The organism is Ensifer sp. Root127 (genome assembly GCF_001425225.1).
GTDB classification, from domain to species: domain Bacteria; phylum Pseudomonadota; class Alphaproteobacteria; order Rhizobiales; family Rhizobiaceae; genus Ensifer; species Ensifer canadensis.
Map to the genome: position 1 here is coordinate 1 of NZ_LMDX01000051.1, position 26,552 is coordinate 26,552.

Consider the following 26,552-nt stretch of genomic DNA (forward strand, 5'->3'; position numbering starts at 1 on the left):
CACCGGCCACACCACCATCTTCGTCACCCATGACCAGCACCGGCCACACCACCATCTTCGTCACCCATGACCAGGAAGAGGCGCTGGAGCTTGCCGACCGGGTGGTGGTGATGAGCAAGGGCACGATCGAACAGGTTGGCACCCCCGACGAGATCTACGACCATCCGGTCTCGCCGTTCGTCTACGGCTTTATCGGCCAGTCGAACGCGCTTGCCGTCACCCTTGCCAACGGCGAGATCTGGTTCGAGGACCGGCCGATCGGCCTCAGAGCCCCGACCGAGCCCGACGGCCCGGCCACCCTCTACTTCCGCCCGCACGACATCGAGCTGATCGATGGCTGTGGCGGCTGTCTCGCCGGCCTGGTCACCGCCAGCCGCCGCGTTGCCGGTACCCGCCATCTCGAACTCGACCTCGGCCGCAACCACCCACATGCCGAAATCGAACTGCCGCCCGAGAGAACCACAACACAGGACCGCGCAAGGGTCGCATTCCGACCAACCAAGTGGAAGCTGTTCAGGGAGGGGCAGCCTCTCGTGAAGTCGAAACAGGACGATGCCGCCACCGAGAAACCGCGACTGGTCGCGCAAGCCTGACCTTTCAAAAGCGCCGGCATAGCCGGCGCTTTCTGGATCAATGATTACCGCCCGCGTGGTGTTCTAGCAACGGACGGGCAGCGACAACGGCGCCAGGTCGCGCATCGGCCGCTTCTTGGGATCGTTCTCCGGCGCCTTGCGGCACGCGTAATCCTGCGCGTCCTGCAGCAGCGCCACGGCGCCGTCATAGTCGATCAAGGTCGGACGCCCATGGCGCACGACGCATTGTCCATCGACATACACTTCCTCGATAGCGCGCTCCGCCGCGCAATGCAGCAGATTGCGCAAGGGGTCGTAAACCGGCTGCATGGCGTGGTGTTTCAGGTCAACGATGAGAAAGTCGGCTTTTGCGCCGACGGCAATCCGGCCGATATCGTCACGGCCAAGCGCGCGGGCGCCCGCAAGCGTTGCCGTATCGAGAATATCCGCGGTCGATACGTCGAACACGGATTTGCCCGAAAGCCTCGCACAGATCATCGCCTGGCGCATTTCTTCAAGCATGTTGAAGGGATAGCTGTCGGTCCCGAGGGCGACGTTGACGCCGGCGCGGCGATAGCGCCCGACCGATTCCAGCGCCATGCCGCTGCGCGAGAAGGTCACCGGGCAATGAGCCACGGTCGTTTGCCGCTCTGCCAGCAGGCCGAGATCGATATTGGTGCGCTGGCGCGTCCAGGAATGGCTGTCGACAAATATGCAATGGCCAAGGATCAGGTTGTCGCCGAGGATCCCCAGGCTTTCCAGATACTGCACCGCGGTCAGGCCGGTCCGGCGCAGCATTTCCTCATGTTCCGCCATGGTCTGGGCGGAGTGGATGGTGATCGGCATGCCGCGCTTGCGCGCCTCTGCGGCCGCGTCTTGCAGCAATTCGGCCGAGCAGGTCTCGATCTGCGATGGCGCCACCACCCCGCCAAGGCGTCCGGAGGGATGGGCTGCGGCAGTGTCGAGGACATCAAGCGCCCGGGCGAAAGCCTCGCGGCCTCGAGCCTTGTCCCAGATGAAATCAAGGCGATGGCTGTCTTCGACATGCCATTGCGCTTCGCGGAAGCCTGGAGCGACGAAGGCGCGAGCACCGCTTCGCGCCAAGGTCGGCAGCCAGCTTTCATGCGGCCCGGCAATGTCCAGCAGCGTGGTGACGCCGCTGCGCATGAGGTCGCCGAGCATCACGGTCAACGACGCCTCGATCGCGCCATCGTCGATTTCCAGCAGGTTGGAATACTCGTAGAGGGCGTTGCCCCAAAGTGCTGCCGTACCCGCGTCTTCGAAGATGCCCTTGGAGATCGGTTCCTCGCCGGAGTGGCAATGCACATTGACGAAACCCGGCATCACCATCCGGTCGGCACCGAAGGTTTCGCTGGCAAAGGCGCCGTCATAATGCCCGCCGACATGGACGAAACCGGTATCGTCATAGGCGACGTCGACGTCGTTGAGATAGACATGGCTTTTCGTCTCGGTGTCGAAGCCGACAACCGTATGCGCCCTGCGGATGACGTGAATATTGCTAGTCATGCGTGGTCCTGAAATATCGCTCGAGGAAACGGCTATAAGCGCCCATTAATGCGCTGAAAAAGAAGTAAACGACCGCAGCAAAGACGTAGCCTTCGAGCACGGCGATGCCCTGCCATTGCGGATCGCGCATGGCGGTGCGCACGGTATCGAGAAAATCGAGCAGGCCGACAATCGTCACCAGGGTCGTATCCTGGAAAAAGCCGATGAACAGACCGACGAGCGGCGGGATAACCTTCTTCAGGGCTTGCGGCAGCACGATCTTGCGCATGATCTGCCAGTAATGCAGCCCGAGCGAATGGCCCGCCTCGATCTGCCCCTTGGGAACGGCCTGCAATCCGCCGCGAACGATTTCGGCGATGTAGGCGGCGGCAAAGAGAATGATCGCGACCTGGGCCCGCAGTAGTTTGTCGATGGTGACACCATCGGGCATGAACAGCGGCAGCATGACGGTCGCCATGAACAGGATGCTGATCAGCGGTACGCCGCGGACGATTTCGATGAAGCCGACGCCGAGAATGCGGATCGCCGGCAGGCTCGAAGCACGCGCCAGCGCAAGTGCAATGCCGAGCGGCAAGGCGCAGGCGAGCCCGACGAAGGAAAGCATGAACGACAGCGGCAGGCCGCCCCACTGGGTGGTCGGCACGACGGTCAACCCGAATAGGCCACCGGCCATCAGCGCGTAAAGCGTCGGCAGCATCACCACGATCCATGTGACCGCAAGCGCCCTGCCCCAAGTGCGCGGCACCATCGACACGCCGCAAGCGCCGAGAAACAGCAGCATCGCCGTGAGCGGTCGCCACTGCTCGTCGAAGGGATAGAAGCCGAAGAAGATATAGCGCAGCTTGGCCGACAGGAACGGCCAGCAGGCGCCGCTTGAAACCTTGCACTCCGCCGGCGTGCCGGAAAAGATCGCGTCGACGAACAGCCAGCCGATCGCGAGCTTGGCAAGGCCGAAGATCGTGCCGAGGCAAAGTATGGTGATCAGTGCGTTGCCCGGCGTTCCGAAATAGGCGGAAAGCCAGGTACGGTTGCGCACCATCGGGCGGGCGGCGGGCGCCATCAGGATCGGGTCGGCAACGAAGCCTTCGAACTGGGCCATGGCTCAGCGCTCCCTCAGCGCAACGCGCGCGTTGTACCAGTTCATCACCAGCGAGATCAGGATGGACAGGCCGAGATAGACGGCCATGAAGATGGCAATGGCTTCGATGGCCTGGCCGGTCTGGTTCATGATGGTGTTGGAAACCATCACCAGATCCGGATAGCCGATGGCAATCGCGAGCGAGCTGTTCTTGAAGACCGTGAGATAGGTGTTGGTCAACGGCGGCACGATAATACGCAGCGCCTGCGGCAGGATGACGAGTTTCAGCGTGCGCGAGCGTGGCAGGCCGAGGGCCGTGGCGGCCTCCCATTGTCCCTTGCTGACGGCTTGAATGCCGGCGCGCACGATCTCGGCGACATTTGCCGAAGCGCTCAGCGTCAAGCCGATCAGCAGTGCCACGAATTCCGGGCGCACGTGATAGCCGCCGGTCAAGCGGAACCGGCCGAGCTCGGGGACATCCATCGAGACCGAAATGTCGGCGAGCAGCAATGTGGCCACGAGCGGCAACAGGAAGGCGAGTGTCGCGATGGTGGCAACAGGCATCTCTTTGCCCGTGGCGATCCGGCGGCGTGCAAGGACGCGTTCAATCAAGACGGCGGCGATGGCGCCGACAACCAGGGCGACGAGCACAGCTTCAAAGCCGCTCGCCCATCGCATGGCCGGCATGACCAGACCGCTATTGGACAGGAACACGCCCGGCAGCATCTCGATCGCCTGCTTTACCGGCGGAAACACGGAGATGATCAGCGAATACCAGAGCAGCAGATAGAGGAGCAGCGGGACGTTGCGCAGCGCTTCGACATAGGCAAGCATCAGGCGCGACAGAACCGGATTGTGCGACAGCCGGCCGATGCCGACGAGCACACCGAGGATCGTACCGAAGAAGACGGCGAGTGCCGAAACCTTCACCGTATTGGCGATGCCGACAAGGATGGCACGGCCGAATGTGTCGGTCGGCTCATAGGCGATCGCAGTCTCAGTGATGACGAAACCCGCCTGACGCGCCAGGAAACCGAAGCCGGTGGCAATATCCTGCTTGGCAAGGTTGGCGCTCGCCGTGCTGAACATCGCCCAGGCGACGAAGACGACAGCGCCGATCGCGATCGTTTGATAGAGGAAGGCGCGGATGCGCGCGTCATAAAACAGGGACATGGCGACACGTCTGCCGGGCAAAGGGGAACGTCGAAGACGAAAAAGGCCCGCGCCAGGGCGCGGGCCGACGAATATCAACGGAACGGCGGTGCGTAGAGCAGGCCGCCTTCGCTCCATCGGGTGTTCGGCCCACGGGTCAGGCCAAGCGCGGTCTTGGTGCCGAGGTTGCGCTCGAACACTTCGCCGTAATTGCCGACGCCCTTGACGATGTTGTAGCCCCACTTGTTGTCGAGGTTGAGCATCTTGCCGAGCTCTTCGTTGACACCGAGCATGCGCTGGATTTCCGGATCCTCGCTCTTCGTCATTTCGTCGACATTGGCCTGGGTGATGCCGCGCTCTTCGGCCGCCATCAGCATCCAGACGGACCAGGAAACGATATCGCGCCAGTTGGAATCGTTCTGCCGGACCGACGGAGCGAGCGGCTCCTTGGAGATGGTCTCGGGAAGGACGACATAGTCGTCCGGATTGTTGGCAACCGCACGGATCGACGCCAGGTCAGACCGGTCGGACGAGATCGCCTCGCAACGGCCCGAGAAGAAGGCGTTGCGGTTTTCATCCGGGCTTTCGAAAACAACCAGTTCGAACTTGCCACCGATCGTGCGGAAGAAATCGCTGAGGTTCTGGGCCGTCGTCGTGCCGGGCAGTGTGCAGATCGCTGCGTCCGTCAGTTCCTTGGCGCTGTTGACACCGAGCGACTTCGGCACCATCAACCCCTGACCGTCATAGAATACCGTCGGGCCGAAATCGAGACCGAGCGAGACTTCGCGCGAGAAGGTATGGGTGGTCTGGCGCGACAGCATGTCGATTTCGCCTGACTGCAGAGCCTGGAACCGGGTGTTGATGTTCGTCAGAACGAAATCGACTTTTTCCGGGTCGCCGAAAACAGCCGACGCAACGGCACGGCACACGTCCACATCGAAACCCTGCATGTGGCCCTTGGCGTCAGCCGTCGCAAACCCGGGCGTGCTCATCGAGACACCGCAGATCAGCTTGCCGCGCGCCTTGACTGTCTCAAGCGTGGTGGCGGCGCTGGCGGTGAACGCCGTGAGGCCGACCACGATGCCTGCTGCGGTGGCGCAAAGTTGCAGAATTCTTTTCTTCATTTTCCCCTCCCGTTGACTTCGACAATCTCCGCCTCTGCGGGTCATGCGATCCACGTCGCATGCCTCCTCCCGCCTAGGCACACAGCGGATCAACCCGCCGTGTCACCAATTGCATACGATAGCCGGATACGAATGGCAACATTATTGTATACAATATTGACGCGTATAGTTTGGGGACACTATCGAGGTTATGGGGCATGTATTGCAGACCCGCCCGGCTTGCTTGGGGGGACAGCGTTGTCTGAGAGATCAAGTCGCAGCGAGTCCGTCTATCGGTTGTTGCGCAGGCCGTCCTGGAGCACGCGCTGAAGCCCTGCACCAAGCAATCCGAAGACACGATCGCCGATCATTTCAAGGTCAGTCGCACCAGCGTTCGCGGTGCGTTCGTGCGCCTGAATGCCGAAGGCTTCGTCGATCTCAGTGCCGACAGGCGTGCGTGTGTCTCCGACCACGGGCCGCTCTCCATCCGCCTTGCCGGCGAATATCACATCCTGCTTGCCGAACTGACGGGACCCCGGCGCAGACACGGTTCGTGCGTGAGGTGGTCTCACGCTGCATGTTGATCTTAGCCCGCTTCGCGCGTCTGCGACGGATGGACTGAAGGATGAAGGCAGAGCCGAATACGACGTTGTGTTCATCATCTGCGGCATGAACTGTCGTCGGGTGAGAATCTCAGACGTCTCTTCTCCCACACTATCCTGCAACGTTGCCGGTATGCCGGGCGCGTCTTGCGAGGGAGGCAGTAAGCGATGCCAACAGAACTGGAATACATGAGCCGACAGGTTGCAGCGGGCCGCCTGTCACGACGGGAATTTTTGGGGAGGGCAGCGGCGCTGGGCGTGACGATCGCGTCGGCGCAGATTTTGCTAGGCAGTGCCGCCCGCGCGGCGGGCCCCGTCAAGGGCGGGACGCTGCGGGCGGGCCTGGTCGGCGGCGAATCGACCAACAGCCTCGACCCTGCGACATGGGCGAGCCAGGTGCCATACACGCTCGGTCGCTGCTGGGGCGAGCAGCTGCTGGAAGTCGCACCGACCGGCGAGATCGAGTACCGCCTGGCCGAGTCCTACGAGGCCTCCAGCGACGCAAAAACCTGGAGCTTCAAGATCCGCAAGGACGTCACCTTCCACAATGGCAAGCCTTTGACGCCGGCTGACGTGGTGGCAACGCTCGAGCGCCACGGCGATGCAGACTCGAAATCGGCGGCCCTGCCCTTTGTGCAGGAGTTCGAGACGATCAAGGCTGACGGCGACAATGTCGTGATCACCTTGCGGCAGCCCAATGCGGACATGCCCTATATCGTCAGCGACTACCACCTGATGATCCAGCCGAACGGCGGCAAGGACGATCCGACCGCCGGCATTGGCACCGGTCCTTACAAGGTTGTCGTGAACGAGGCGGGCGTAAAACACGTCGCTGAGCGCCACGAAGGCTATTGGGGATCGGCCGAACGCGGTCATGCCGACCAGATCGAAATCGTCGTCATCAACGATTCGACCGCGCGCACCGCGGCGCTGCAAAGCGGCCAGATGCATATGATCAACCGCATCGAGCCGAAGCTTGTCGAACTGATCAAGCGCCTTCCCGGCGTGGTCATCCGAAATGTGCCGGGCAAGGGCCATTACGTGTTCATTGCCCATTGCAACACCGCGCCGTTCGACAACAACGACCTGCGGCTGGCGTTGAAATATGCCGTCGACCGCGAGGAGATGGTGGCAAAGGTTCTCGGCGGTTATGGCACCGTCGGCAACGATACGCCGATGATCAATGGCTATCCGCTCTTCGACAACGACATCAAGCAGCGTGTCTTCGACCCTGACAAGGCGAAGTTCCACTACAAGAAATCCGGGCACGACGGCTCCGTGCTGCTGCGCACGTCCGACGTCGCCTTCCCCGGCGCCGTAGATGCCGCCCAGCTTTTCCAGATGAGCGCTGCCAAATGCGGCATCACCATCGACCTGAAGCGCGAACCGGGCGACGGCTACTGGTCGGATGTCTGGAACAAGCAGCCTTTCAGCATGTCCTATTGGACCGGCCGACCGACGCAGGATCAGGTCTATTCGATTGCCTATCTGTCGAAGGCCGAATGGAACGACACGCGTTTCCAGCGCGAAGACTTCGACAAGTTGATCTTCGCCGCTCGCGGCGAACTCGACGAGGCCAAGCGCAAGGCGATCTATCGCCAGGCCGCAATGATGCTGCGCGACGAAGGCGGCGTCATCGTGCCGATGTTCAACAACTATATCGACGCCACCAACGACAAGGTCGGCGGCTGGGCCGACGATCCGAACGGCGAACTGATGGGCGGCCACGCCTTGACGAAGTGCTGGGTCACGGCCTGAGCCAGGAGACGGAAAGGCCGGAGGCCCTGATCAGGCTCTCCGGCTTTCATCAACTTCGCGAGGTGGCACCGTCATGGCGGCCCGCGTCTTTCAAGGGCAGCGCTTAGCGCATTTCCAGGAAAAATGCGAAGCGGCTTTCCCTCAGGAAATGCGTGTGCGGTTCCGTCTAAATCGGAAACGCTCTAGCGACGGTGGCGCAGCGACAGCAGGCCGTCATCGGCAATGCCTGCCTCGATATCGTTGTAGCGGGCGAGCGTCAGGTGCGGCGTGTCTGCCGCGGCAGAGTGCGCGCCGATGATCACGATGACTTCGGCGCCGGCGGCCTTGCCCGCGAGAATTCCGGCCGGAGCGTCTTCGAAAACGATGCAGTCTTCCGGCCGCACGCCAAGTTTTTCGGCGGCCAAAAGATAGCCCTCGGGATGGGGCTTGCCGACCGACACGTCTTCGCCGGTGATCATCAGCTTCGGCGTGGGAATACCTGCGGCCGCGAGGCGACGAACGGCAAGGTCGAGCGGCGCCGATGTGACGATCGCCCACTTCTCCGGCGGCAGTGAATTGAGGAAGGCGACAGCGCCCTCGATCTCGATGATGCCTTCGACGTCGGCGATTTCGGCGAGCGCGAGTTCGTGCGCCTCATGCTCCGGATCAACGCCCGGCAGTTCGAGCGTGCGGATCGTATCCACGGCGCGAACGCCATGTACCGTTTTCATCATTTCGACGGGGTCGAGCCCGTTCCGGACAGCCCAGGCGCCCCAGACGCGTTCGACGACGGCCATCGAGTTGAGCAGCGTGCCATCCATATCGAACAGGAGAGCGGCGAAGTTCTTGGCAAAGAGAGATGAAGGCGCGGTATCCAACGGTGATCCCCTGAAGCTGCAATGATGGGCGAGAAAGCCCGCCCGACAGTCCCGGCACACCTACAGCCTGGAGATCAGGGGCACAACGCAATTCGGTGTGCCCGTGATCATCTTCGGCAACGGTGAGTTACGAATGGTCAGCGCCACGCCCGGCGCTCAGAAAACCGATCGGGCCACCCGGAACGTCATCGTCAAAAATCGCGCAGGACAGACTGCCGCCAAACACGGCAGCCGAATCCACATTGGTCCGGTTACCGACGGTGCGTGGATTGGAGCGGCTCGGCGTGTGGCCATGGCAAAGGTGTTTGCCCCAATAATCGCCGGAGTGATTGTCGGGCCGCCTGATCCACAGGAAGATTTCCTCGCCCTGGCGCTCCAGCGGCATGGTTTCATCGACGCCCGCATGGACGAAGATGCGAAACGGTTCGACGATAATGGAGGGAAGCTGCATCAGCCACTTCAAATGCGCTGCGGGAATAGTGTGATCGTAGGATGCCAGTGTCTCTTTGCCGCCGTTAAGCAGCCACCAGTCGACATCGCTCTCGCCGCTGCGTGCGCCGAGCAGCATTTCCTCGTGATTGCCCTTGAGCGTCAGCCAGGACCAGCCCTGCTTCTGCGGCCCTGCCATGATCAATTCAATCACGCCTCGGCTATCCGGGCCGCGGTCGATCAGGTCACCAAGAAAGATCACCCTGCCCTCGGGCGCATAGGTTTCGATCTGCCTCAGGAGCGCTTGAAGCTCGGTCAGACAGCCGTGGATATCGCCGACGGCAAAGGTCAGATGCTGCGCGCTCATGCGCCAGTCCTCCGGTACTCGACGAAAGGGTTGACGCCGCAACGGATGTTCGGCGCTTGGATGCGAGCGCCGATAGACTGCATGGATGGCAGAAACACGGCAAGGCCAGCGATGATCAAGCCGAAAAAGCAGCCAAGGCGCCGGGCAAGGATGGTGCGCCATCTTGGGCTCGATTTGAACCACTGAGAACCCACTGATTAACGGCGGGAGTTTCCCTTGGCAATCGCCGAGCTGGCAATGGAGACCGGATCGCTTGCCGGGAAGGTATCTTCGAGACCTTCGTCGAGTTGTTCTTCCATGGTTTTACGGTCATGTGCAGTCCGCGCATTGGGGATCGGGCGCAGCGCGGCGGCACTTGCGCGCGGATCTGGCGTATCCTGCAATTTTTCATCGGCTCCGAGCGCGGCGGACAGAATGTCCTTTGCCCTCGCCACCGCATTCAACCTGTTCAGCGATCCTTCCGCATCCTGCGGACATGTCACCGTGACGACCTCGCCCTCGGCGCCAACGAACTCGACCGTGAAGCCGGCCTTGCCGGCGCGTTCAGCGGAAACCTGTATTCCGACGACCTGCATCAGTCTCTCCCTCTGCAAAAGCATGGATCGCCGGCGCCGATTGGCGCTGGCGTCTTTGCCACCCTTCGTTTGCATTGCCGCACTGTGGCGCAAACGAGTGTCCATTCAGGGAAGTGCGCAGATGGTTGCTTTGTTCCACCGGTCGATCAGATTTGTACCGGATCCGCGGTCGGACCGATCGTTTAGAGCGCCTTCGCACCCGGCATGATCGTTGCCGGGACAATCGGCGCCGGCAGGTCTTTTGCCGTATCGGCGGCCTGGAAGGCGGAACCGTTCGATTTGCCGGGCGGATCCTGCCGGGTGCAGTTGGCGAAGGCATCAAGCTCGCGATTGTAGACCTTCGTCTCGACATCCATCATGCCAAGCACGGTGTGAAACAGGTTATCGTGCGATTTCGGCTGATCCGTCTCCTTGGCAAGGCAGCTTGTGTCGACGCCCATTGCCGCCTGATACGGTTTCGAGAACCATGTGACGAAGGGAACCTGAGTCTGCTCGCGCGGCGCGATCGCATAGGGCGCGCCGTGCAGATAGATACCGTTCTCGCCAAGGGATTCGCCGTGGTCGGACATGTAGATCATCGCGCCAGAGATGTCGTTCTGATGCTTCTCCAAGAGGCGGGAAACGCTTGCCAGCACATGGTCCGTGTAGAGGATGCTATTGTCGTAGGCGTTGGTGATTTCTTCGACTGAGCATTTCATCAGCTCAGCTGTGCGGCAATCCGGTTTGAACTTCCGGAACTTTTCCGGATAACGCAGATAGTAGGACGGGCCGTGGCTGCCGAGCTGGTGCAGCACGATAACGCTGTTCGACTTGGTCGCTGTCAGCTTCTTGTCCAGTTCGCCGAGGAAAATCTCGTCAAGGCATTCGCCATTGTTGCACAGCGGGCTGTTCTTCTGGTTCGTCATGCTGGCGAAGCTGATGAGGTCGGCAATGCCCTTGCTGCCGGTATTATTGTCCCACCAGGACACAGAAACGCCGGCGCGGGTTAGAACGTTCACGAGGTTTTCGGTCGAGCGGGCCTTCCATTCCGTATACTCGTTGCGCGGATAGACCGAGAACATGCAGGGAAGCGAGATCGCCGTTGCCGTGCCGCAGCTCGTCGTGTCGGTATAGTTGATCACGCCGAGAGATTTGAGCTCCGGATTGGTTTCCCTGTCATAACCGTTGAGCGAGAAGTTCATCGCCCTGGCGGTTTCACCGGCAACGACGACCACGACAACCGGCTTGCCCGCCGCGGCGACACGCGCACCCTGCCGGGCGTCAGTGCCTAGCGGCTGCACGGCAATATTGCGCTCCTTAAAGGTCGAGGATGCGTATTTTAACGCAGCGGAAACCGGCCCGGTGGGATTGAAGCGCTTCATCAGATCCTTGTGCTCGCGAATGACATAGGCAACGCTTGCAAAATCCGAATAGATCAGCCCGCCGCTGACGAGCAGGCAGGGAATGACAATGGCAAGAGTGGTTGCTGTCTTGGGCAGGACCCGCTGGTGGCGTACCTTGACCCAGACCACGAACAGTGAAGGAACGACAGCATAGAGAAACAGATGCAGCACCAAGCTGCCGGTCAACAGATGGCTCGCCTCGGCCTGCGTCGTCACGGCAGCGTTGCCGATCATGTCCTTGTCGATGATTACACCGAAGTAATCGATGAAATAGGCAGCCGCCGCGGAAGCGACTATGAGAAAGATCAACACCGGCTTCATGATGTACTTGGCCGACGCCAGCATCATACCCGCGAAGGTCGTAAGCGCCAGTGCGGTCCCAAAGGACAGAAGCGACAGCCGTGAATGGTCGAAATAGACCGCGGCATGCGTCCAGAAGGAATTATTGGTGATAGCGAGCAAATAAACGCTGACGATCGCACTGAGCGCAATGCTGCCGAGCTCTGGCCGGCGGATTTTCGTGACCATCAAAACAGTCTTCTCCTGCTGCGACTGCCGGGCCGATTTTGCTTTACGGCCGATGCTGTCGCGGGCATCCAGTAGAGGCGGAGGCCACGTCATGCGGGCTCGCCGGTTCGACTGCAGCCTGCCTCTGCTCTGTCGACATACGCCCCGTAAGCTGTCGAAACCCCGTCAAGATTGCTCATTGCCTCTGCGACACCCGCTTTGGTTGGCATGCGCGGGGGAGTTGGCAGCCCTTGAGAAAGCCCATATGGTCGAACGAAGAATGGTCATGCCGAGACGACTCGATGCGCCTGCTCCTGGTTGAAGACAGTCCGCGACTGGTAGAACTGGTCGGAGAGACCATGCGCGATGCGGGCTGGCGGCTCGACGCCGTTTCGAGCGTTTCGGACGCTGAAGCGGCAATCGCGGCTCAGGAACACGACCTGATTCTGCTTGACCTCGGCCTGCCGGATGGCGATGGCCTGACACTGCTGCGCCGCATTCGCCAGGAGTATCCGGGGCTGCCCGTCTTGATCATCACGGCGCGGGGATCGGTCGATGAGCGCATTGCCGGACTGGATGCCGGCGCCGACGACTATCTGGTCAAGCCCTTTCATCACCGGGAGCTCTTGTCGCGTTGCCGCGCGATGTTGCGGCGCAATCCGCAAGCGGTGCAGCCGGTTCTCGAGGCAGGCGCCCTACGCTACGACCCTGCGACCGCGGACCTGACATGTGATGGCATTGTAGTACCGCTGCCGCCGCGCGAACGCTCGCTGATCGAAATCCTGATGCGCGAGGTCGGCCGGGTCGTTCCGAAGCGCAGGCTGGAAACCGCACTTTCGGAATATGGCCAGGAGATTAGCCCCAATGCGCTGGAGTTGGCCGTTTCCAGGGTGCGCAAACGGCTGCAGGTCTACGAGACCGGCATCCAGATCGAGACCGTACGCGGGATCGGCTATCTGCTCAGGCGGGCCTTATGAAGCACTCGTCGCTGATCGGCATCGTTGCCCGCCGCATCGTGGCGTTCTCGCTGCTCGCCATGGCAATCCAGATCGGCGTCGTCTTTGCAGATTACTGGTTCGACGACGACAAGCTCAGCGTTCTCATGCTGCAACAGGAGACGGAGGCTCTTTCGCGTGCCATCCACGTCCGCGACGGCATTGTAATTTTCGAACCGGATCGCGAGCTGAGGGAACGCTATATCGACCGCCATGATCGCGATGGCTCGATCTTCCTCAGGGTCCGAACGGAGACGGGTACGCCGCTCTATTCAAACTGCACGACGGAATGCGCCGAGCATTTTCTTCCAATGAGCATCGACGCGCCGAATTTTTGGAAACGCGAAATTCAACCAGGCAAACCGTTCAGCGTCGCCGGCGGACAAACCTTCGAGCGTTCCGGGGCGACTGTCCTGGTCGAACTGGCGATCCTGAAGGACCCGAACGGCTTCATGTACGGCGCACTGCTGCACGAGATGTTCGATTCCATGATCGTGCCGATGACCTTGATGTTCTGCCTCGTCATCGGCGCGACGATCTGGTCGATCCGCAGCGCATTGAAACCGGTGGCCATGGCGGCTGCGGCGGCAGATCGGTTGGATCCCCGCGATAGCGGTGCTCGGCTGCCACTCACCCGCATGCCCGAGGAGATCGCTCGCCTGATCAGTGCCGTCAACCGCATGCTGGCGCGGGTCGCCGACCTGGTCCAATCCCAGAAACTGTTCTCCTCCTCCATAGCGCACGAGATCCGCACCCCCGTTTCGATCGCAAAAATGGAACTCAGCCACATCAACGACCCTCGCGCCCGCAATGCCGAACGTGACCTCGATGCCCTCACGCATATTCTCGAGCAGCTGACCTCGCTCGCCCGGGCCGATGCCGTCGACCCTTCGGCCTATCAATCGGCCAGCCTCTCGCAGATCGGTGCGAGCCTCGCAGAGGCGATCGCGCCCTTTGTTTTTGACCACGACAAATCGCTGGAATTCGTCGACGAAGGAACGCCTGCGGTCACGGTTATCCCGGCGCTCGTCGAAAACATGCTGCGCAACCTGATCGAGAATGCGGTCAAGCATAATCCAACGGGCACCCGAATTGTGCTGACCTGCGGCCCTGGCGCGATCGTCAGCGTCGAGGACAACGGCAAGGGGCTCGTCGATCTTCCGGAACATCACGAAGATCTCGGCTATATCAAGCGTACGGGACAGCTCGGCCTCGGCCTGAAAATCGTCCAGCGCATCAGTGAGCTGCATGACGCCCCGATCGCCTTCGAGACCGCATCGGATCAAGGCACGAAGATTACCATCGACTTCTCTGCCGCCCGATCGGATGGGTCGCAGACCTGACGACCGATACGCGGGAGGCCGAGGCCCGCGATGCTTCCGACGCAGGCGCCGTGCATATATTTTAATCCATCGCGTTTTTTTGGATGTGGATTTCCTGCCCAATTCTCCGTCATGTGCTATTGGGCTGGGCAATTAGTCATTCTGCCGCCCGCGAGTTGCCATGTCGAAGGCCAGTGCCTATCTCAAGCGTTTCATCCCATCGCTCGTCCCCGTCAGCCATATGGAGCGGCTGCGCGCGTCGCTTGGCGCGCTTGTCGGCATTCTCCTGACCGGCCTCGTCAGCACTCTGGCACTTGGTGCCGATGCCAATCTGCCCCTGCTGATCGCGCCGATGGGCGCCTCCGCGGTCCTGCTGTTCGCCGCGCCGTCCAGTCCGTTGGCGCAGCCCTGGTCCATCCTCGGCGGCAACATCGTGTCGTCGCTGATCGGCGTCACCTGCACACTTCTCATTCCGGAACCGGTGGTCGCGGCGGCCGTTGCCGTTGGACTTGCGATCGCCATCATGCTGTTGCTCGGCTGCCTTCATCCGCCGAGCGGCGCGGTCGCCCTGACCGCCGTGCTTGGCGGCACATCGATCCATGAGGCCGGCTACTGGTTCGTGCTGTCGCCGGTCGCGATCAATTCCGCGCTCATCCTCGTCGTCGCGCTGTTGTTCAACAACGCCACCGGCCGCCGTTATCCGCACCTAGCGCCCGCCGGCAATACGCACCGCACCGATGACCCGCCGCCGATGCAGCGTCTCGGCATCGTGCCGGAAGATTTGCAGGCGGTGCTGGCGCAATATGGCGAAGTTGTCGATATCAGCCCGGACGAACTCGATGCGCTCATTCATCAGGCGCAGATCCGCGCGTTCAATCGGCGCTCGGGCGAAATCACCTGCGGCGAGGTCATGTCACGCGACGTGGCGACGGCGACGCCGGAAACCTCACTGCGCAAAGCCTGGCAGACATTGCTCGAGCACGACATCAAGGCCCTGCCGGTGGTCACGGAAAAAGAAGGTCTCGTCGGCATCGTCACCCAGACCGACTTCATCAAGCATACGATGCTGGCACAGCACGGCGGCCTCAGGCAGCGCCTCGGCAACGTCATCGGAATCGGCCCGAAGCCACCACGGCTGGTTTCCGAGATCATGACGCGTCGCGTCCAATCGGCACTGCCGGAAACGATGATCGCCAAGCTCGTCCCGCCGATGGCTGACATGGGCCTGCACCACATGCCTGTTGTCGACGCCGACAACCGATTGGTCGGCATCATCACGCAATCCGATCTGATCGCCGCCCTCTTCCAGCGAAGGCTGGAAAATGACGAGCGCGACGTCGCGTAGTCTCGCACTTTAGCGTTGGGCCTTTCGAGGGCGACACTACCAAGCCATCTTCTAGAAAAATGGCGCGCGATCCGTCGGCTTGTTTTTATGTACATTCATTCGATTGACTTACTCTCTCGAATGCCGCAATATGCGCAGGTGATGAAAAACAAAAACTCCCAGCCCACACCAAAACCCGATCGCGGCGACCTCACCAAAGAGAAGCTGCTTTCGACCTCGATCGACGTCTTTGGACGCTATGGCTTTGACGGGGCAAGTACTCGAAAACTCGCAGATGCGGCCGGCGTCAACCTGCAGGCGATCCCCTACTACTTCGGCGGCAAGGAAGGCCTCTACATCGCCGCAGCCGAGCATCTGGCGGCGATCATCGGCGGACATGTCGCCGATCTGCGAACCGTGATCCTGGAACGCCTGGCACGGCTTGATGCGGAAGGTGGCGCCATGAGCCCAACGGAGGCACGCGCCTTGTTGACGCAGATGGCCCAGCGCATGGTCGGCCTCTTCGTCAGCCAGCAGTCCGAGAGTTGGGCCCGATTCATCATCCGCGAGCAGATGGAGCCGACGGAAGCCTTCGCACGGGTTTACGAAAACATCATGGGGCCGATGATCGGCATGGCCGGCCGGCTGGTCGGCGCGATCCTTGGTGAGGACCCGGCATCGGAGCAGGTCCGGCTGAAGACGCTGTCTTTCGTCGGCAGCATCCTCGTCTTCCGCATGGCGCATGCCGCACTGCTACGGCAGATGCGGTGGTTGGCCGTCGGCCCCGCCGAACTGGAGATGCTGCAGCGCCATGCCGCCGGCCTCGTCGAAGCGCTCGGAGAGAATGGGGAGCGCCGACCATGAACCGGAAAGTACTCATCCCGGTCGTCCTCCTCGCCGGAGCAGTCGCTGCCGGCTGGTGGTTCGAGCTACCCTCGCGGCTTGGATGGACCGAACAGCGCTCGGCCTCAGTGCTTTACGGCAATGTCGATATCAGGCAGGTGTCTCTCGGCTTTCGCGTGAGCGGCCGCATCGACAAGCTTGCTGTCGACGAAGGAGATCCAGTCAAGACGGGCGATATCCTCGGCAACCTCGACGCCACACCTTTTCAACAGGCGGTCGATGCGGCCGAGGCGGACCTCGGTGCGCTGCGCGCCAATCTTGAGAAGCTGAAAGCCGGTGCACGCAAGACCGAGATCGCTCAGGCGCGCGCCGCCCATGAGGAGCGTCTCGCCGATCTCCAGAATGCCGAGCTCGCCTATAAGCGCGCCCGACAATTGCGGCCGAATGGCACGATTTCGCAGGCGAACCTTGACGAAGCAAGCGCCGTTCGCGCCGCGGCGGCCGCTCGCGCCACCTCCGCCCGCGAGGCACTTGCACTGCTTGAGGAAGGAAGTCGGGTCGAAGACATCGCGGCTGCCACCGCACAGGTGCAGGCTGCCGAAGCCAAGCTTGCCAGCGCGCGCACCTCGCTTTCCGATACGCAGTTACTGGCGCCGAGCGACGGCATCGTGCTTTCCCGTGTACGCGAGCCCGGCGCGATGATTGCGCCAGCGGATACCGCCTATGTGCTTTCGCTGAATGAGCCCGTCTGGGTTCGCGCCTACGTCGCCGAACCCGACCTCGGCCGCGTGCATCCCGGCATGAAAGTCGAGATCGTCTCGGATACGGCCCCGGACCGGCCCTATGAGGCAACGGTAGGCTTTATTTCTCCCGTTGCCGAATTCACGCCGAAGTCGGTCGAAACGCCGGAACTGCGCACCGATCTCGTCTACCGCCTGCGTATCGTGGTAACCAAGCCGGGAGAGGATTTGCGCCAGGGCATGCCCGTCACCGTACGTCTGCCAACGGCTGAAGGGCACGTGCCATGACCGACGAACCCTTCGTTCGGATCTCCGGCGTGGTAAAGCGCTTTGGCGAGCGCGCGCCCGCGCTCGATCAGATCGACGGGGAAATTCTCGGCGGTCGCATCACCGGTCTGGTCGGCCCCGACGGTGCGGGAAAAACCACCCTGATCCGGCTGATGACTGGCTTGATGCTGCCCGACGAAGGAAAGGTAGACGTCCTGGGTTTCGACACCGCGAAGGACCCCGCCAGCATTCAGGCGTCCATTGGCTATATGCCGCAGCGCTTCGGCCTTTATGAAGACCTGAGCGTCCAGGAAAACCTCGATCTCTATGCGGACCTGCGCGGCCTTCCGCTCGCCGAACGCACTGCGACATACGACGAGTTGCTCGAATTCACCGACCTCAAGCGCTTTACGTCGCGCTTGGCGGGCAAGCTTTCCGGTGGCATGAAGCAGAAGCTCGGGCTTGCCTGCGCGTTGCTCCGCAAACCACGCCTGCTGCTGCTCGATGAGCCGGGCGTCGGCGTTGACCCGATTTCCCGACGTGACCTCTGGAAGATGGTCGAAAACCTGACGGCCTCCGGCATCGGCGTCGTCTGGTCGACAGCCTATCTCGACGAGGCGGAGGCCTGCGACGGGGTGTTGCTGCTGAACGAGGGCAAGCTGCTTTTTGCCGGCGCGCCCGCCGAGTTGACGGGGCGCGTCGCCGATCGTGTCTTCAAGATTTCCGGCATCACGGGACGCCGCCGCGAGGCGCTTGCGCGATATCTCGATGAAGACGGCGTCGTCGACGGTGTCATCCAGGGAGAAGCCATCCGCCTTGTCATGGCATCAGGGGTAGCCCCGCCATCAGCATCGCCAGAGAAGAATGACGCCGCGCCGCAAGCGACGGTGACGCCGCCGCGTTTTGAAGATGCATTCATCGACATGCTCGGCGGTGGTCCGGGCGGCCGCTCGAAACTGGCCGAGGCGCAGACGCCGTTTACGAACGAGAACGGCAGGCCAGTGATCGAGGCCCATGGCCTGACGAAGCGCTTTGGCGATTTCACCGCTGCCGACGACATCACCTTCGAGATTCCACGTGGCCAGATTTTTGGACTTCTCGGGCCCAACGGCGCCGGAAAATCGACGACGTTCAAGATGCTCTGTGGACTGTTGAAGCCGAGCGCCGGCGAAGGACGCGTCGCCGGCTTCGACCTGCGCCGCGACGCCGCCGAAGCGCGCAACCGCCTTGGCTACATGGCTCAAAAATTCTCGCTCTACGGCGATCTCAGCGTCGCGCAGAACCTCAATTTCTTTGCCGGTGTCTATGGCCTGTCCGGCGAGCGCAAGCGGGAGCGGACGCGATTGATGGTCGAGATTTTCGGTTTCGGCCGTCTGCTCGAAATGTCCGCCAAGGACCTGCCGCTCGGCCTCAAGCAACGCCTTGCCCTTGCCTGCGCCGTTTTGCACGAACCGGAAGCGCTGTTCCTTGACGAGCCTACCTCGGGCGTCGATCCAATCACCCGTCGCGAGTTCTGGACCCACATCAATGGCCTCGTCGAAAAGGGCGTGACGGTGCTGGTCACCACCCACTTCATGGACGAGGCAGAGTATTGTGATCGGATCTCGCTCATCTATCGCGGGCGCTCGATCGCGCTCGGCTCGCCGGACGACCTGAAGAAGCAGGTGGCCGATGCGGCCAACCCCGACCCGACGATGGAAGACGCCTTTATCGCCCTGGTGCAGGGGTCTGACGAAAAACAGGCCGCGGCATGAATACCTCGGCACAAATCGAAACGCCGACGACCGGACGCGGACGCCGCTTTGCAGCACTTGTGCGCAAGGAGAGCTACCAGATCGTCCGCGATCCGAGCAGCATCCTCATCGCCTTCGTCCTGCCGCTGATCCTCCTGTTCCTGTTCGGCTACGGCGTATCGCTCGATACCACGCAAACGCGCATCGGCCTGGTGGTGGAGCAGGAGATGCCCCTGACGCGCGATCTCGCCGCAGGCTTTCAGGCATCGCGCTACTTCTCTGTCAGTCTCGGCCGTGACCGTCGCGATTTCGAAGACGATCTCGTGCTCGGGCGTATCCGTGGGATCGTCATCATCCCTGCCCGCTTTGCTGCCGATCATGCCGCCGGACGACACCCGGCATTACAGGTTCTCGTCGATGGCTCGGATCCGAACACCGCCAACTTCGTGCAGAACTATGCCCAGGCTACAGTCGCCAACTGGGAGCGCCAACGGCTCGAGGAGGATGCCGGCCGGCCGCCGGCAATCTCCGCGGAGCAACGGTTCTGGTTCAACCCGGAGCTGACGAGCCGGAACTTCCTCGTGCCCGGCTCGATCGCCATCGTTATGACCCTCGTCGGCACGCTTTTGACCTCACTGGTCGTCGCGCGCGAGTGGGAGCGCGGCACGATGGAGGCGATGATGGCAACACCCGTATCGGCAGCGGAGCTGCTCGCCGGCAAGCTGTTGCCCTATTTTCTGCTCGGGCTGGCGTCGATGACGCTCTGTGTACTTCTCGCGGTCTTCCTTTTCGGCGTCCCGTTCCGCGGCTCCGTTGCAGCCCTGTACGCGCTTTCGGCAACGTTCCTGATGCCGGCGCTCGGCCAGGGTCTTCTGATTTCCGCGGCCACCAAGAACCAGTTCCTGGCCTCGCAGCTTGCGCTGATCTCGGCCTTCCTGCCGGCCTTTCTGCTGTCCGGATTCCTGTTCGAGATCAACTCGATGCCGACTGTCATCCAATGGATCACCTTCATCGTGCCAGCCCGTTATCTCATTCCGAGCCTGCAGACGGTGTTTCTGGCTGGCGACATCTGGCCGATGTTCCTGCAGGCGATCGCCGTCATGCTGCTGATCGGCTGCGTGTTTTTCGCGCTCGCGGCCCGAAGCACCCGCAAGAGGATTGGTTGACATGTGGTGGACCCGGCTCAAGGCGTTGATCGTCAAGGAACTGCTGGCAGTGCTGCGCGACCCCAAGGGCCGCGCAATCCTGATCGGACCGCCGATCGTGCAGCTTCTGGTGTTTTCCTATGCGGCCACGCTCGAGGTGACCAATGTCGACGTCATGGTTCTCAATCGCGACAACGGCCATTGGGGACAAGAACTGGTCGAACGGATCGACGGCTCTCCGACGTTTCGAAGCATTGCGTTTACCGACGATCAGAACGAGGTTCGCGATGCCATCGACCGGCAACGCGCCATAGCGGCCCTGGAGATCGGCCCAACCTTCTCGCGCGACATTGAGGCGGGCCGGCCCGCCGAGGTCCAGATCATTCTCGACGGGCGTCGGTCGAATGCGTCGCAGATCGTCTCGGGCTACCTCGGACGCATCGTCGGCATGCTCGCCGCCGATACGCCGGCCGGCAAGCGCGTGTCGTCCGAGGCGATCGCGGTCGTGGCCCGGAACTGGTTCAACCCAAACCTCACCTATCAATGGTTCATGGTGCCCAATCTCGTTGCCAGCATCGCATTGTTGATCGGGCTGATCGTCACGGCGCTCTCGATCGCGCGCGAACGGGAGCTTGGCACCTTCGACCAGTTGATGGTGTCGCCGTTGCGCACCCACGAGATCCTGATCGGCAAGCTGATCCCGCCGATGATGATCGGGTTGTTCCACATCACCGTCTATATTCTCGCCGCCGTCTTCATCTTCGGCGTGCCGCTGCGTGGCTCGCTGTTCCTGCTCTACGGCAGCGCAGTGTTCTATCTCGCCGCCGTTGTCGGGCTCGGCCTGTTCATTTCCGCATTGTCGATGACACAGCAGCAGGCAATCCTCGGCGCCTTCCTGTTCATGGTGCCGGCAATGCTGCTCTCCGGCTTCGCCACGCCGATCGAAAACATGCCCGCCTGGCTGCAGCCGGTCACGCTCGTCAATCCGCTGCGTTACTTCCTGGTGATCGTGAAGGGCGTATTCCTCAAGGACATCCCGCTGGCCGAGGTCGTGCGCCAGACGATTCCGCTCTGCGTCATCGCCCTTGTCACGCTCTCGGCCGCTTCATGGCTGTTCCGCCGCCGGCTGGAATGAATATCAACCCTTGATGAAACGCTCGATCGCAGAGATTTCATTCTGGCGGATGTCGTGCCCACCGGCATGCCATTCGATCTCGGTGGCGGTGCCCTGCGCCTTGAAATAGTCCGCCAATGCCTGCGTCTGAGGCGCCGGGCAAATCGGATCGCGCTCCCCGGCCGTGATCAGAACTTGACGCCCCGCGAGCGCTGCATTGTCTCTGGGGCGGAACGGGATTAGCGGATGCATCAGGATAGCCTTGTCGAATAGGCCGTTCTCGATCAGCACGTTGGCAAGAATGTTCGCGCCGTTCGAATAGCCGAGCCCAATGACCTCGGATGCCTGGTGTTCGCCTGCGACGGCCCTGACGAATTCGGCCATCTTTTTGGTTGCACGGGATAGGTCCGCCATGTCGTAGACGCCCTCGCCTGTCCGCTTGAAGAAGCGGGCAGCGCCATGCTCCGACACGTCGCCACGCGGCGAAATGATCGTCGCTTCCGGCATCAGCTGGGTTCCGAAGGTGAAGAACTGGTTTTCGTCGCCGCCCGTGCCGTGGAAGACGAAGAAGATCGGATTGCCGGGCTCGCCGGCCTTCAGTTTATGGACGTAGCCGTGATCTGCCATGGAAAGTCTCCTTATTGCTTGCCGGATGTGGCATCGGCGGCGTCGCCCGCCGCCGTGCGCTTCAGCCAATGGATTTAGGCTTCCAGCTTCTGCAGATGGTTTTCGAGAACCGGGCGCAGGTGCTTGTGCTGTTGCGGCAGCTTCAGCGCCTCGCCGAGATGGGCCAGATCCTCATCACGGTTGAAGCCCGGCTCGTTGGTGGCAATCTCGAACAAGACCCCGCCCGGCGTGCGGAAGTAGATGGCCCAGAAGTAATCGCGGTCGATCACCGGGGTGACCTGGTAGCCGGTGTCCATCAGCGCCTTGCGGACTTCGAGCTGCTTTTCGCGATTGTCGACGCCAAAGGCGATATGATGCACGGAACCCGCACCCTGCGCGGCACGGTTGAGGTTCGGCATGGTCTCAAGGTCGATCAGGCCCGCGCCGTTGCCATCAGGCATAATCAGGCGGGTGACGCCGTCCTTACGGTCCAGCTCCTCGTAGCCCATGAACTTCAGAAGTTCCGCTGTCGCCCCTTCGTCGCGCAGCCGCATTGCGGCCGAATGGAAGCCGTGGATTGCATGGTCCTGCGAAACGCCGCCATCCGTCCAAGGCGCCCGCGGGTCGTCGCGCACTTCGACCAGCGCAAAGCCGTCGCCATCAGGGCCTGCAAAGTTCAAACGCTTTTCACCGAAGGTCTCTTCATCCTTGAGCCCGCTGACGCCGAGGCTCGACAGCCGCTCGCGCCAGAAGCCGAGTGCGCCCTCGGGAACGGAAAAGACGGTGGTCCCGACTTCGCCCGTGCCGGCACGTCCGCGCGGCATCTGCGGGAAAGGAAAATAGGTCATCACCGTGCCGGGCGTGCCGGCTTCATCACCATAGTAGAGATGATAGACGTCGGGGGAATCGAAGTTCACCGTCTTCTTGACGCGACGCATGCCCAGTGTCTTCGTGAAGAACTGATTGTTGGTGAACGCGTCGTCCGCCATCGATGTAACGTGGTGCAGGCCCTTGATCTGATTGAGCATTGCCGTGATCCTTTTTCTGCCCGCCAAGACCGGGCTTTGTCATGACGCATAGATGCGCCCATCCGGATCGTTGCGAAAGACGGCCGCGACCAAACGCATTGTCAACATACCGTTGACGACTGGAGAAAATCGTTGAACGAATGACGAGCAGACGTTCCCTGCCTTGTGGGTGGATCGGCTGCTGCTTAAGATCGCCATCGGTCACATTGTGGCTGTCGGGAACGTGCGGGAGGAGGAGCCCAGACATTCCGTGAAATACCGCCTGGTTGTTGCTGTCATCCTTTTGCCGCTGGCGGTTGCCGCTCTTGCCTGGCAGGGCAATGCCGTGGCCACGCGCAGCTATCTCGATGAAGCATCGGCGCAGGCAAATACGGCGCTCAGGCTCGCGGTGGCGGCCCTCGATGGTCACCTCAATCGCTACCAGGCCCTGCCCGCTTTGATCGCCGACCACGACGACATCCGCGAACTGGCCACACGACCGCGCGACCGTCGGCTGAGAGAGGCTGTGAACGCCTATCTCAAAGATATCAATGCACTTCTCAACTCATCCGATATCTATGTGATCACACCCGACGGCGACACGATTGCTGCCAGCAACTATGACGGTCCGACGAGCTTCGTCGGGCAGAATTTCAGCTATCGCCCCTATTTTCAGGAAGCCCTGCGCGGGCAGCAATCCCGCTTCTACGCACTCGGCACGACATCGTTGAAACGCGGCTACTATTTCGGCTCGCCAATCCGCGTGGGTGACGACATTCGCGGCGTCATCGTCTTCAAGGTGGATATCGAGAGCATCGAGGCATCCTGGCAGGGAGGCGAATACAAGATCTTCGTTTCCGACCCGGAGGGCATCATTTTCATGTCCGGCACGCCGGAATGGCTCTATGCGTCAGTCCTGCCGCTGACCCCGGAGCGACTTGCACGCACGGAGACATCAAGGCGCTACGCCAATGCCACCTTGCGCGCACTGCCTGTCGCGCGCACCAGCCTCACTGATCACGACCTGATGACGATCGCGTCCAGCGACACGAGCCGGGAGTACCTGCTACTGTCGCAATACATGGCCGATGCCGACTGGACTGTGAATGTGCTGACCGACACGGCATCCGTCCGCACCCAGGCGCTGACCACCGTCATCGCTGCCCTTCTGCTTCTATGCCTCACCGGCCTTGCCGCCGCCATTCTCTGGCAGCGCCGCTCCCGCCTCAACGAGCGCATCTCGATGCAGGCGGAAGCCCAGGCCGAACTCGAGCGACGCGTCGACGAACGCACCGCGGACCTTGCGCGCGTCAACGTGCAGATCGAGGAAGAAGTCGCCGAACGGCGCCAGACCGAGCAACAATTGCGTCGGACCCAGGCGGACCTCATCCAGGCGGGTAAGCTCGCCGGCCTCGGCCAGATGTCAGCGGCGCTTTCGCACGAATTCAACCAGCCACTGGCGGCTGCAAAAACCTATGCCGACAGCGCAGCCTTGCTGATCGAGCGTGGGCGGGCCGAAGAGGCGAGTGACAACATCCGGCGCATCTCCGGCCTTGTCGACCGCATGGCGGCAATCAGCCGGCATCTGCGCAATTTTGCGCGCAAGCCCAACGAGAAGCTGGGGCCGGTGTTGATCGAGGATGTCGTGCGCGACACGATGGAGATCGTCGCCGTCAGGCTGAAGGCGGCTGCGGCCGACATCGACATCGATCTTGGTCCAGCGCCGCTGGTGGTGCGCGCCGGTTCTGTCCGTCTGCAACAGGTGCTGGTCAATGTCATCTCCAACGCAGCCGATGCGGTCGAGGGGCTGGACGATCGCCACATCCGGCTTCGCGCCTGGAGCGACGGCGACAAGGTCGTGCTCGCGGTCAGCGACCGCGGTCCCGGCGTACCTGCAGCGATCGCCGAGCGCATCTACGACCCATTCTTTTCGACCAAAGGCGTCGGCAAGGGACTAGGCCTTGGCCTGTCCATTTCCTACAACATCGTCAAGGACTTCGGCGGCAGCCTGACTGCCACGAACCTTGCCGAAGGCGGTGCGGAATTCCGCATCGAACTTCCCGTCGCCAATGAGCAGGGCCAGGAGGCCGCCGAATGATCGAGAGCCGCGTACTGCTTGTCGATGACGAAGAGGAGTTGCGCCATTCGAGTGCGCAGGCGCTGGAACTCGCCGGCTTCCGCGTCGATACCTTCGCGAGCGCAGAACACGCCCTGGAGTTCATCGGCTTCAGCTTTCCCGGTGTCGTCATCAGCGACATCCGGATGCCGGGCATGGACGGGATGACATTCCTGCAGCGCATCCGCGAGATCGACGTCGAGGTGCCGGTGATCCTTGTCACCGGCCATGGCGACGTTCAACTGGCCGTGCGTGCCATGCGCGAAGGCGCCTATGATTTCGTCGAAAAGCCCTTCACCGCACAGATGCTTGCCGGCACCATTCGCCGCGCGCTCGACTGGCGCGCACTGGTACTCGAAAACCGGCGGCTCAAGGCGGTGGCCGGCAAGCGCGACGACATTGAACAACGCCTGCCCGGCCGCAGTCAGGTCATGGTCGATCTGCGCTATCGGGTCCGCGCAATCGGCGCCTCTGATGCCGACACCTTGATCATCGGCGACACCGGCGTCGGCAAGGAGGTCGTGGCCCGCACCCTGCACGATCTGAGCGGCCGGGCAAACAATCCCTTCATCGCCATCAACTGTGCAGCCCTGCCCGAAAACCTGATCGAGAGCGAGCTTTTCGGACATGAGCCAGGCGCGTTTCCCGGCGCGATCCGTCCACGCTACGGCAAGTTCGAACATGGGCGCGGCGGCACCATCCTGCTCGACGAGATCGGCTCGATGCCGATCGATCTGCAGGCCAAGTTTCTGCGCGTCCTGCAGGAGCGCGTGATCACGCGGCTCGGCTCCAACGAGGTGGTGCCGCTGGATGTACGCTTCATCGCTACCAACAAGGTCGATCTCGAGCAGGAGGTGGCCGCCGGCCGCTTCCGGCCCGACCTTCTCTATCGCCTCAATGTCGCGACGCTGCGCGTGCCGCCGCTGACGCAGCGTCGTGCCGACATTCCGCTCTTGTTTCTGCAGCTCGTACGGGAATCCGCGGCTCGTTACGGCCGCGATGAAGTCGAGGTATCGCAGAACCTGCTGGCCGAGATGGCGGAACGCAACTGGCCGGGCAACGTGCGCGAATTGCGTAACGCCGCCGAAAGGCTGGTTCTTGGGCTCGATACGGCCTCGAACGAAATCAACTCGTCCGAGCCGAACAGCGGCCGTTTGGCCGACAAGGTCGCAGCGTTTGAGAAGGGGCTGATTGCCAATGCCATAGCCACCTACGGCGGCGCCCTGAAGCCCGTATACGAGTCGCTCGGCATCTCACGGAAAACGCTCTACGAGAAGATGCAGAAATTTGGCCTCGACAAGAAGCTCGTTGCGACGGACATGTCTGGCGAAAGCGACGGGCGGTAACGTCGGCGACCACGCGGCGACGCCGGACGTCATGCGCATGGTGTCCTCGCAACACCGCGTACCCGCGCCACCGCTGCGCCCAACC

Annotated in this window: 23 protein-coding genes; 12 read left to right on the forward strand and 11 right to left on the reverse strand. The window is 61.9% G+C overall.

What is annotated here, in order from left to right:
* A partial coding sequence (locus tag ASD03_RS31240) for a TOBE-like domain-containing protein (protein ID WP_200957371.1) occupies window positions 1-593 on the forward strand: 593 nt, incomplete at its 5' end.
* 63 nt (window positions 594-656) lie between these two features.
* On the opposite strand, the gene ASD03_RS31245 is transcribed toward ASD03_RS31240, so the two are convergent.
* The 5 genes from ASD03_RS31245 to ASD03_RS41385 form a co-directional block, all read right to left on the reverse strand.
* Entirely contained in the window at window positions 657-2,099 is a 1,443-nt protein-coding gene (locus tag ASD03_RS31245) for an amidohydrolase family protein (RefSeq protein WP_057218011.1), read from the reverse strand.
* Window positions 2,092-3,198 (reverse strand): amino acid ABC transporter permease, encoded by a 1,107-nt coding sequence (locus ASD03_RS31250; protein WP_200957373.1) that lies wholly within the window; start codon window positions 3,196-3,198, stop codon window positions 2,092-2,094. Before ASD03_RS31250 ends, ASD03_RS31245 begins: the two co-directional genes overlap by 8 nt.
* A 3-nt stretch (window positions 3,199-3,201) precedes the next feature.
* Window positions 3,202-4,350: an ABC transporter permease subunit gene (locus tag ASD03_RS31255; protein ID WP_057218015.1), complete on the reverse strand. Its 1,149-nt coding sequence runs from the start codon at window positions 4,348-4,350 to the stop codon at window positions 3,202-3,204.
* Between the two features lie 74 nt (window positions 4,351-4,424).
* Window positions 4,425-5,453, reverse strand: a complete 1,029-nt coding sequence (locus ASD03_RS31260) for an amino acid ABC transporter substrate-binding protein (RefSeq protein ID WP_057211213.1) — start codon at window positions 5,451-5,453, stop codon at window positions 4,425-4,427.
* 269 nt (window positions 5,454-5,722) lie between these two features.
* Window positions 5,723-5,905, reverse strand: a complete 183-nt coding sequence (locus tag ASD03_RS41385; RefSeq protein WP_234907890.1) for a hypothetical protein — start codon at window positions 5,903-5,905, stop codon at window positions 5,723-5,725.
* 297 nt (window positions 5,906-6,202) lie between these two features.
* On the opposite strand from ASD03_RS41385, the gene ASD03_RS31270 reads away from it, so the two are divergent.
* Window positions 6,203-7,792 carry an ABC transporter substrate-binding protein gene (locus tag ASD03_RS31270; protein WP_057218019.1) on the forward strand — a complete coding sequence of 530 codons (1,590 nt, stop codon included), beginning with the start codon at window positions 6,203-6,205 and terminating at the stop codon, window positions 7,790-7,792.
* Between the two features lie 182 nt (window positions 7,793-7,974).
* Here ASD03_RS31270 and ASD03_RS31275 read toward each other — a convergent pair whose 3' ends face one another.
* The 4 genes from ASD03_RS31275 to ASD03_RS31295 form a co-directional block, all read right to left on the reverse strand.
* On the reverse strand, window positions 7,975-8,649 hold the full coding sequence (locus ASD03_RS31275; protein WP_025428708.1) for an HAD family hydrolase: 675 nt from the start codon (window positions 8,647-8,649) through the stop codon (window positions 7,975-7,977).
* A gap of 127 nt (window positions 8,650-8,776) precedes the next feature.
* Window positions 8,777-9,445: a metallophosphoesterase family protein gene (locus ASD03_RS31280; protein WP_057218021.1), complete on the reverse strand. Its 669-nt coding sequence runs from the start codon at window positions 9,443-9,445 to the stop codon at window positions 8,777-8,779.
* A 197-nt stretch (window positions 9,446-9,642) separates the two neighbouring features.
* Window positions 9,643-10,020, reverse strand: a complete 378-nt coding sequence (locus ASD03_RS31290; RefSeq protein WP_057218024.1) for a hypothetical protein — start codon at window positions 10,018-10,020, stop codon at window positions 9,643-9,645.
* Window positions 10,021-10,202: 182 nt separating this feature from the next.
* Window positions 10,203-11,933 (reverse strand): phosphoethanolamine--lipid A transferase, encoded by a 1,731-nt coding sequence (locus ASD03_RS31295; protein ID WP_057218025.1) that lies wholly within the window; start codon window positions 11,931-11,933, stop codon window positions 10,203-10,205.
* Between the two features lie 278 nt (window positions 11,934-12,211).
* On the opposite strand from ASD03_RS31295, the gene ASD03_RS31300 reads away from it, so the two are divergent.
* The 8 genes from ASD03_RS31300 to ASD03_RS31335 all read left to right on the forward strand — a co-directional run bounded on the left by ASD03_RS31300 (window position 12,212) and on the right by ASD03_RS31335 (window position 21,413).
* Window positions 12,212-12,886 (forward strand): response regulator transcription factor, encoded by a 675-nt coding sequence (locus tag ASD03_RS31300; RefSeq protein ID WP_057218027.1) that lies wholly within the window; start codon window positions 12,212-12,214, stop codon window positions 12,884-12,886.
* Window positions 12,883-14,247: a HAMP domain-containing sensor histidine kinase gene (locus tag ASD03_RS31305; protein ID WP_057218030.1), complete on the forward strand. Its 1,365-nt coding sequence runs from the start codon at window positions 12,883-12,885 to the stop codon at window positions 14,245-14,247. Before ASD03_RS31300 ends, ASD03_RS31305 begins: the two co-directional genes overlap by 4 nt.
* A 160-nt stretch (window positions 14,248-14,407) precedes the next feature.
* Window positions 14,408-15,571, forward strand: coding sequence for an HPP family protein (locus ASD03_RS31310; protein ID WP_057218031.1), 1,164 nt, complete (start codon window positions 14,408-14,410; stop codon window positions 15,569-15,571).
* Between the two features lie 141 nt (window positions 15,572-15,712).
* On the forward strand, window positions 15,713-16,414 hold the full coding sequence (locus ASD03_RS31315; RefSeq protein ID WP_156408108.1) for a CerR family C-terminal domain-containing protein: 702 nt from the start codon (window positions 15,713-15,715) through the stop codon (window positions 16,412-16,414).
* Window positions 16,411-17,421 (forward strand): secretion protein HlyD, encoded by a 1,011-nt coding sequence (hlyD, locus tag ASD03_RS31320; RefSeq protein ID WP_057218033.1) that lies wholly within the window; start codon window positions 16,411-16,413, stop codon window positions 17,419-17,421. The genes ASD03_RS31315 and hlyD overlap by 4 nt, the downstream gene beginning before the upstream one ends.
* Window positions 17,418-19,154: an ATP-binding cassette domain-containing protein gene (locus tag ASD03_RS31325; protein WP_057218036.1), complete on the forward strand. Its 1,737-nt coding sequence runs from the start codon at window positions 17,418-17,420 to the stop codon at window positions 19,152-19,154. The genes hlyD and ASD03_RS31325 overlap by 4 nt, the downstream gene beginning before the upstream one ends.
* Entirely contained in the window at window positions 19,151-20,299 is a 1,149-nt protein-coding gene (locus ASD03_RS31330; RefSeq protein WP_025428698.1) for an ABC transporter permease, read from the forward strand. Before ASD03_RS31325 ends, ASD03_RS31330 begins: the two co-directional genes overlap by 4 nt.
* Window position 20,300: 1 nt before the next feature.
* Entirely contained in the window at window positions 20,301-21,413 is a 1,113-nt protein-coding gene (locus ASD03_RS31335) for an ABC transporter permease (protein WP_057218038.1), read from the forward strand.
* 3 nt (window positions 21,414-21,416) lie between these two features.
* On the opposite strand, the gene ASD03_RS31340 is transcribed toward ASD03_RS31335, so the two are convergent.
* Together ASD03_RS31340 and ASD03_RS31345 are read right to left on the reverse strand one after the other, a co-directional pair.
* Complete coding sequence (locus tag ASD03_RS31340) at window positions 21,417-22,019, reverse strand: alpha/beta hydrolase (RefSeq protein WP_025428696.1); 603 nt, start codon at window positions 22,017-22,019, stop codon at window positions 21,417-21,419.
* A gap of 74 nt (window positions 22,020-22,093) precedes the next feature.
* A complete protein-coding gene (locus tag ASD03_RS31345; protein WP_057218041.1) occupies window positions 22,094-23,026 on the reverse strand; it encodes a VOC family protein in 933 nt (310 codons plus the stop codon).
* Between the two features lie 250 nt (window positions 23,027-23,276).
* Here ASD03_RS31345 and ASD03_RS31350 point away from each other — a divergent pair, with 250 nt between their 5' ends.
* Both ASD03_RS31350 and ASD03_RS31355 read left to right on the forward strand, forming a co-directional pair.
* A complete protein-coding gene (locus ASD03_RS31350; RefSeq protein WP_025428694.1) occupies window positions 23,277-25,103 on the forward strand; it encodes a sensor histidine kinase in 1,827 nt (608 codons plus the stop codon).
* Window positions 25,100-26,467, forward strand: a complete 1,368-nt coding sequence (locus ASD03_RS31355) for a sigma-54 dependent transcriptional regulator (protein WP_025428693.1) — start codon at window positions 25,100-25,102, stop codon at window positions 26,465-26,467. The genes ASD03_RS31350 and ASD03_RS31355 overlap by 4 nt, the downstream gene beginning before the upstream one ends.
* Window positions 26,468-26,552: the final 85 nt, after the last annotated feature.

Bases quoted from the DNA above. Each gene is read 5' to 3' on its own strand.
- ASD03_RS31245 (WP_057218011.1), bottom strand. From the start codon at position 2,099: ATGACTAGCAATATTCACGTCATCCGCAGGGCGCATACGGTTGTCGGC.
- ASD03_RS31250 (WP_200957373.1), bottom strand. From the start codon at position 3,198: ATGGCCCAGTTCGAAGGCTTCGTTGCCGACCCGATCCTGATGGCGCCC.
- ASD03_RS31255 (WP_057218015.1), bottom strand. From the start codon at position 4,350: ATGTCCCTGTTTTATGACGCGCGCATCCGCGCCTTCCTCTATCAAACG.
- ASD03_RS31260 (WP_057211213.1), bottom strand. From the start codon at position 5,453: ATGAAGAAAAGAATTCTGCAACTTTGCGCCACCGCAGCAGGCATCGTG.
- ASD03_RS31270 (WP_057218019.1), top strand. From the start codon at position 6,203: ATGCCAACAGAACTGGAATACATGAGCCGACAGGTTGCAGCGGGCCGC.
- ASD03_RS31280 (WP_057218021.1), bottom strand. From the start codon at position 9,445: ATGAGCGCGCAGCATCTGACCTTTGCCGTCGGCGATATCCACGGCTGT.
- ASD03_RS31290 (WP_057218024.1), bottom strand. From the start codon at position 10,020: ATGCAGGTCGTCGGAATACAGGTTTCCGCTGAACGCGCCGGCAAGGCC.
- ASD03_RS31300 (WP_057218027.1), top strand. From the start codon at position 12,212: ATGCGCCTGCTCCTGGTTGAAGACAGTCCGCGACTGGTAGAACTGGTC.
- ASD03_RS31305 (WP_057218030.1), top strand. From the start codon at position 12,883: ATGAAGCACTCGTCGCTGATCGGCATCGTTGCCCGCCGCATCGTGGCG.
- ASD03_RS31310 (WP_057218031.1), top strand. From the start codon at position 14,408: ATGTCGAAGGCCAGTGCCTATCTCAAGCGTTTCATCCCATCGCTCGTC.
- ASD03_RS31315 (WP_156408108.1), top strand. From the start codon at position 15,713: ATGAAAAACAAAAACTCCCAGCCCACACCAAAACCCGATCGCGGCGAC.
- hlyD (WP_057218033.1), top strand. From the start codon at position 16,411: ATGAACCGGAAAGTACTCATCCCGGTCGTCCTCCTCGCCGGAGCAGTC.
- ASD03_RS31325 (WP_057218036.1), top strand. From the start codon at position 17,418: ATGACCGACGAACCCTTCGTTCGGATCTCCGGCGTGGTAAAGCGCTTT.
- ASD03_RS31330 (WP_025428698.1), top strand. From the start codon at position 19,151: ATGAATACCTCGGCACAAATCGAAACGCCGACGACCGGACGCGGACGC.
- ASD03_RS31335 (WP_057218038.1), top strand. From the start codon at position 20,301: ATGTGGTGGACCCGGCTCAAGGCGTTGATCGTCAAGGAACTGCTGGCA.
- ASD03_RS31340 (WP_025428696.1), bottom strand. From the start codon at position 22,019: ATGGCAGATCACGGCTACGTCCATAAACTGAAGGCCGGCGAGCCCGGC.
- ASD03_RS31345 (WP_057218041.1), bottom strand. From the start codon at position 23,026: ATGCTCAATCAGATCAAGGGCCTGCACCACGTTACATCGATGGCGGAC.
- ASD03_RS31355 (WP_025428693.1), top strand. From the start codon at position 25,100: ATGATCGAGAGCCGCGTACTGCTTGTCGATGACGAAGAGGAGTTGCGC.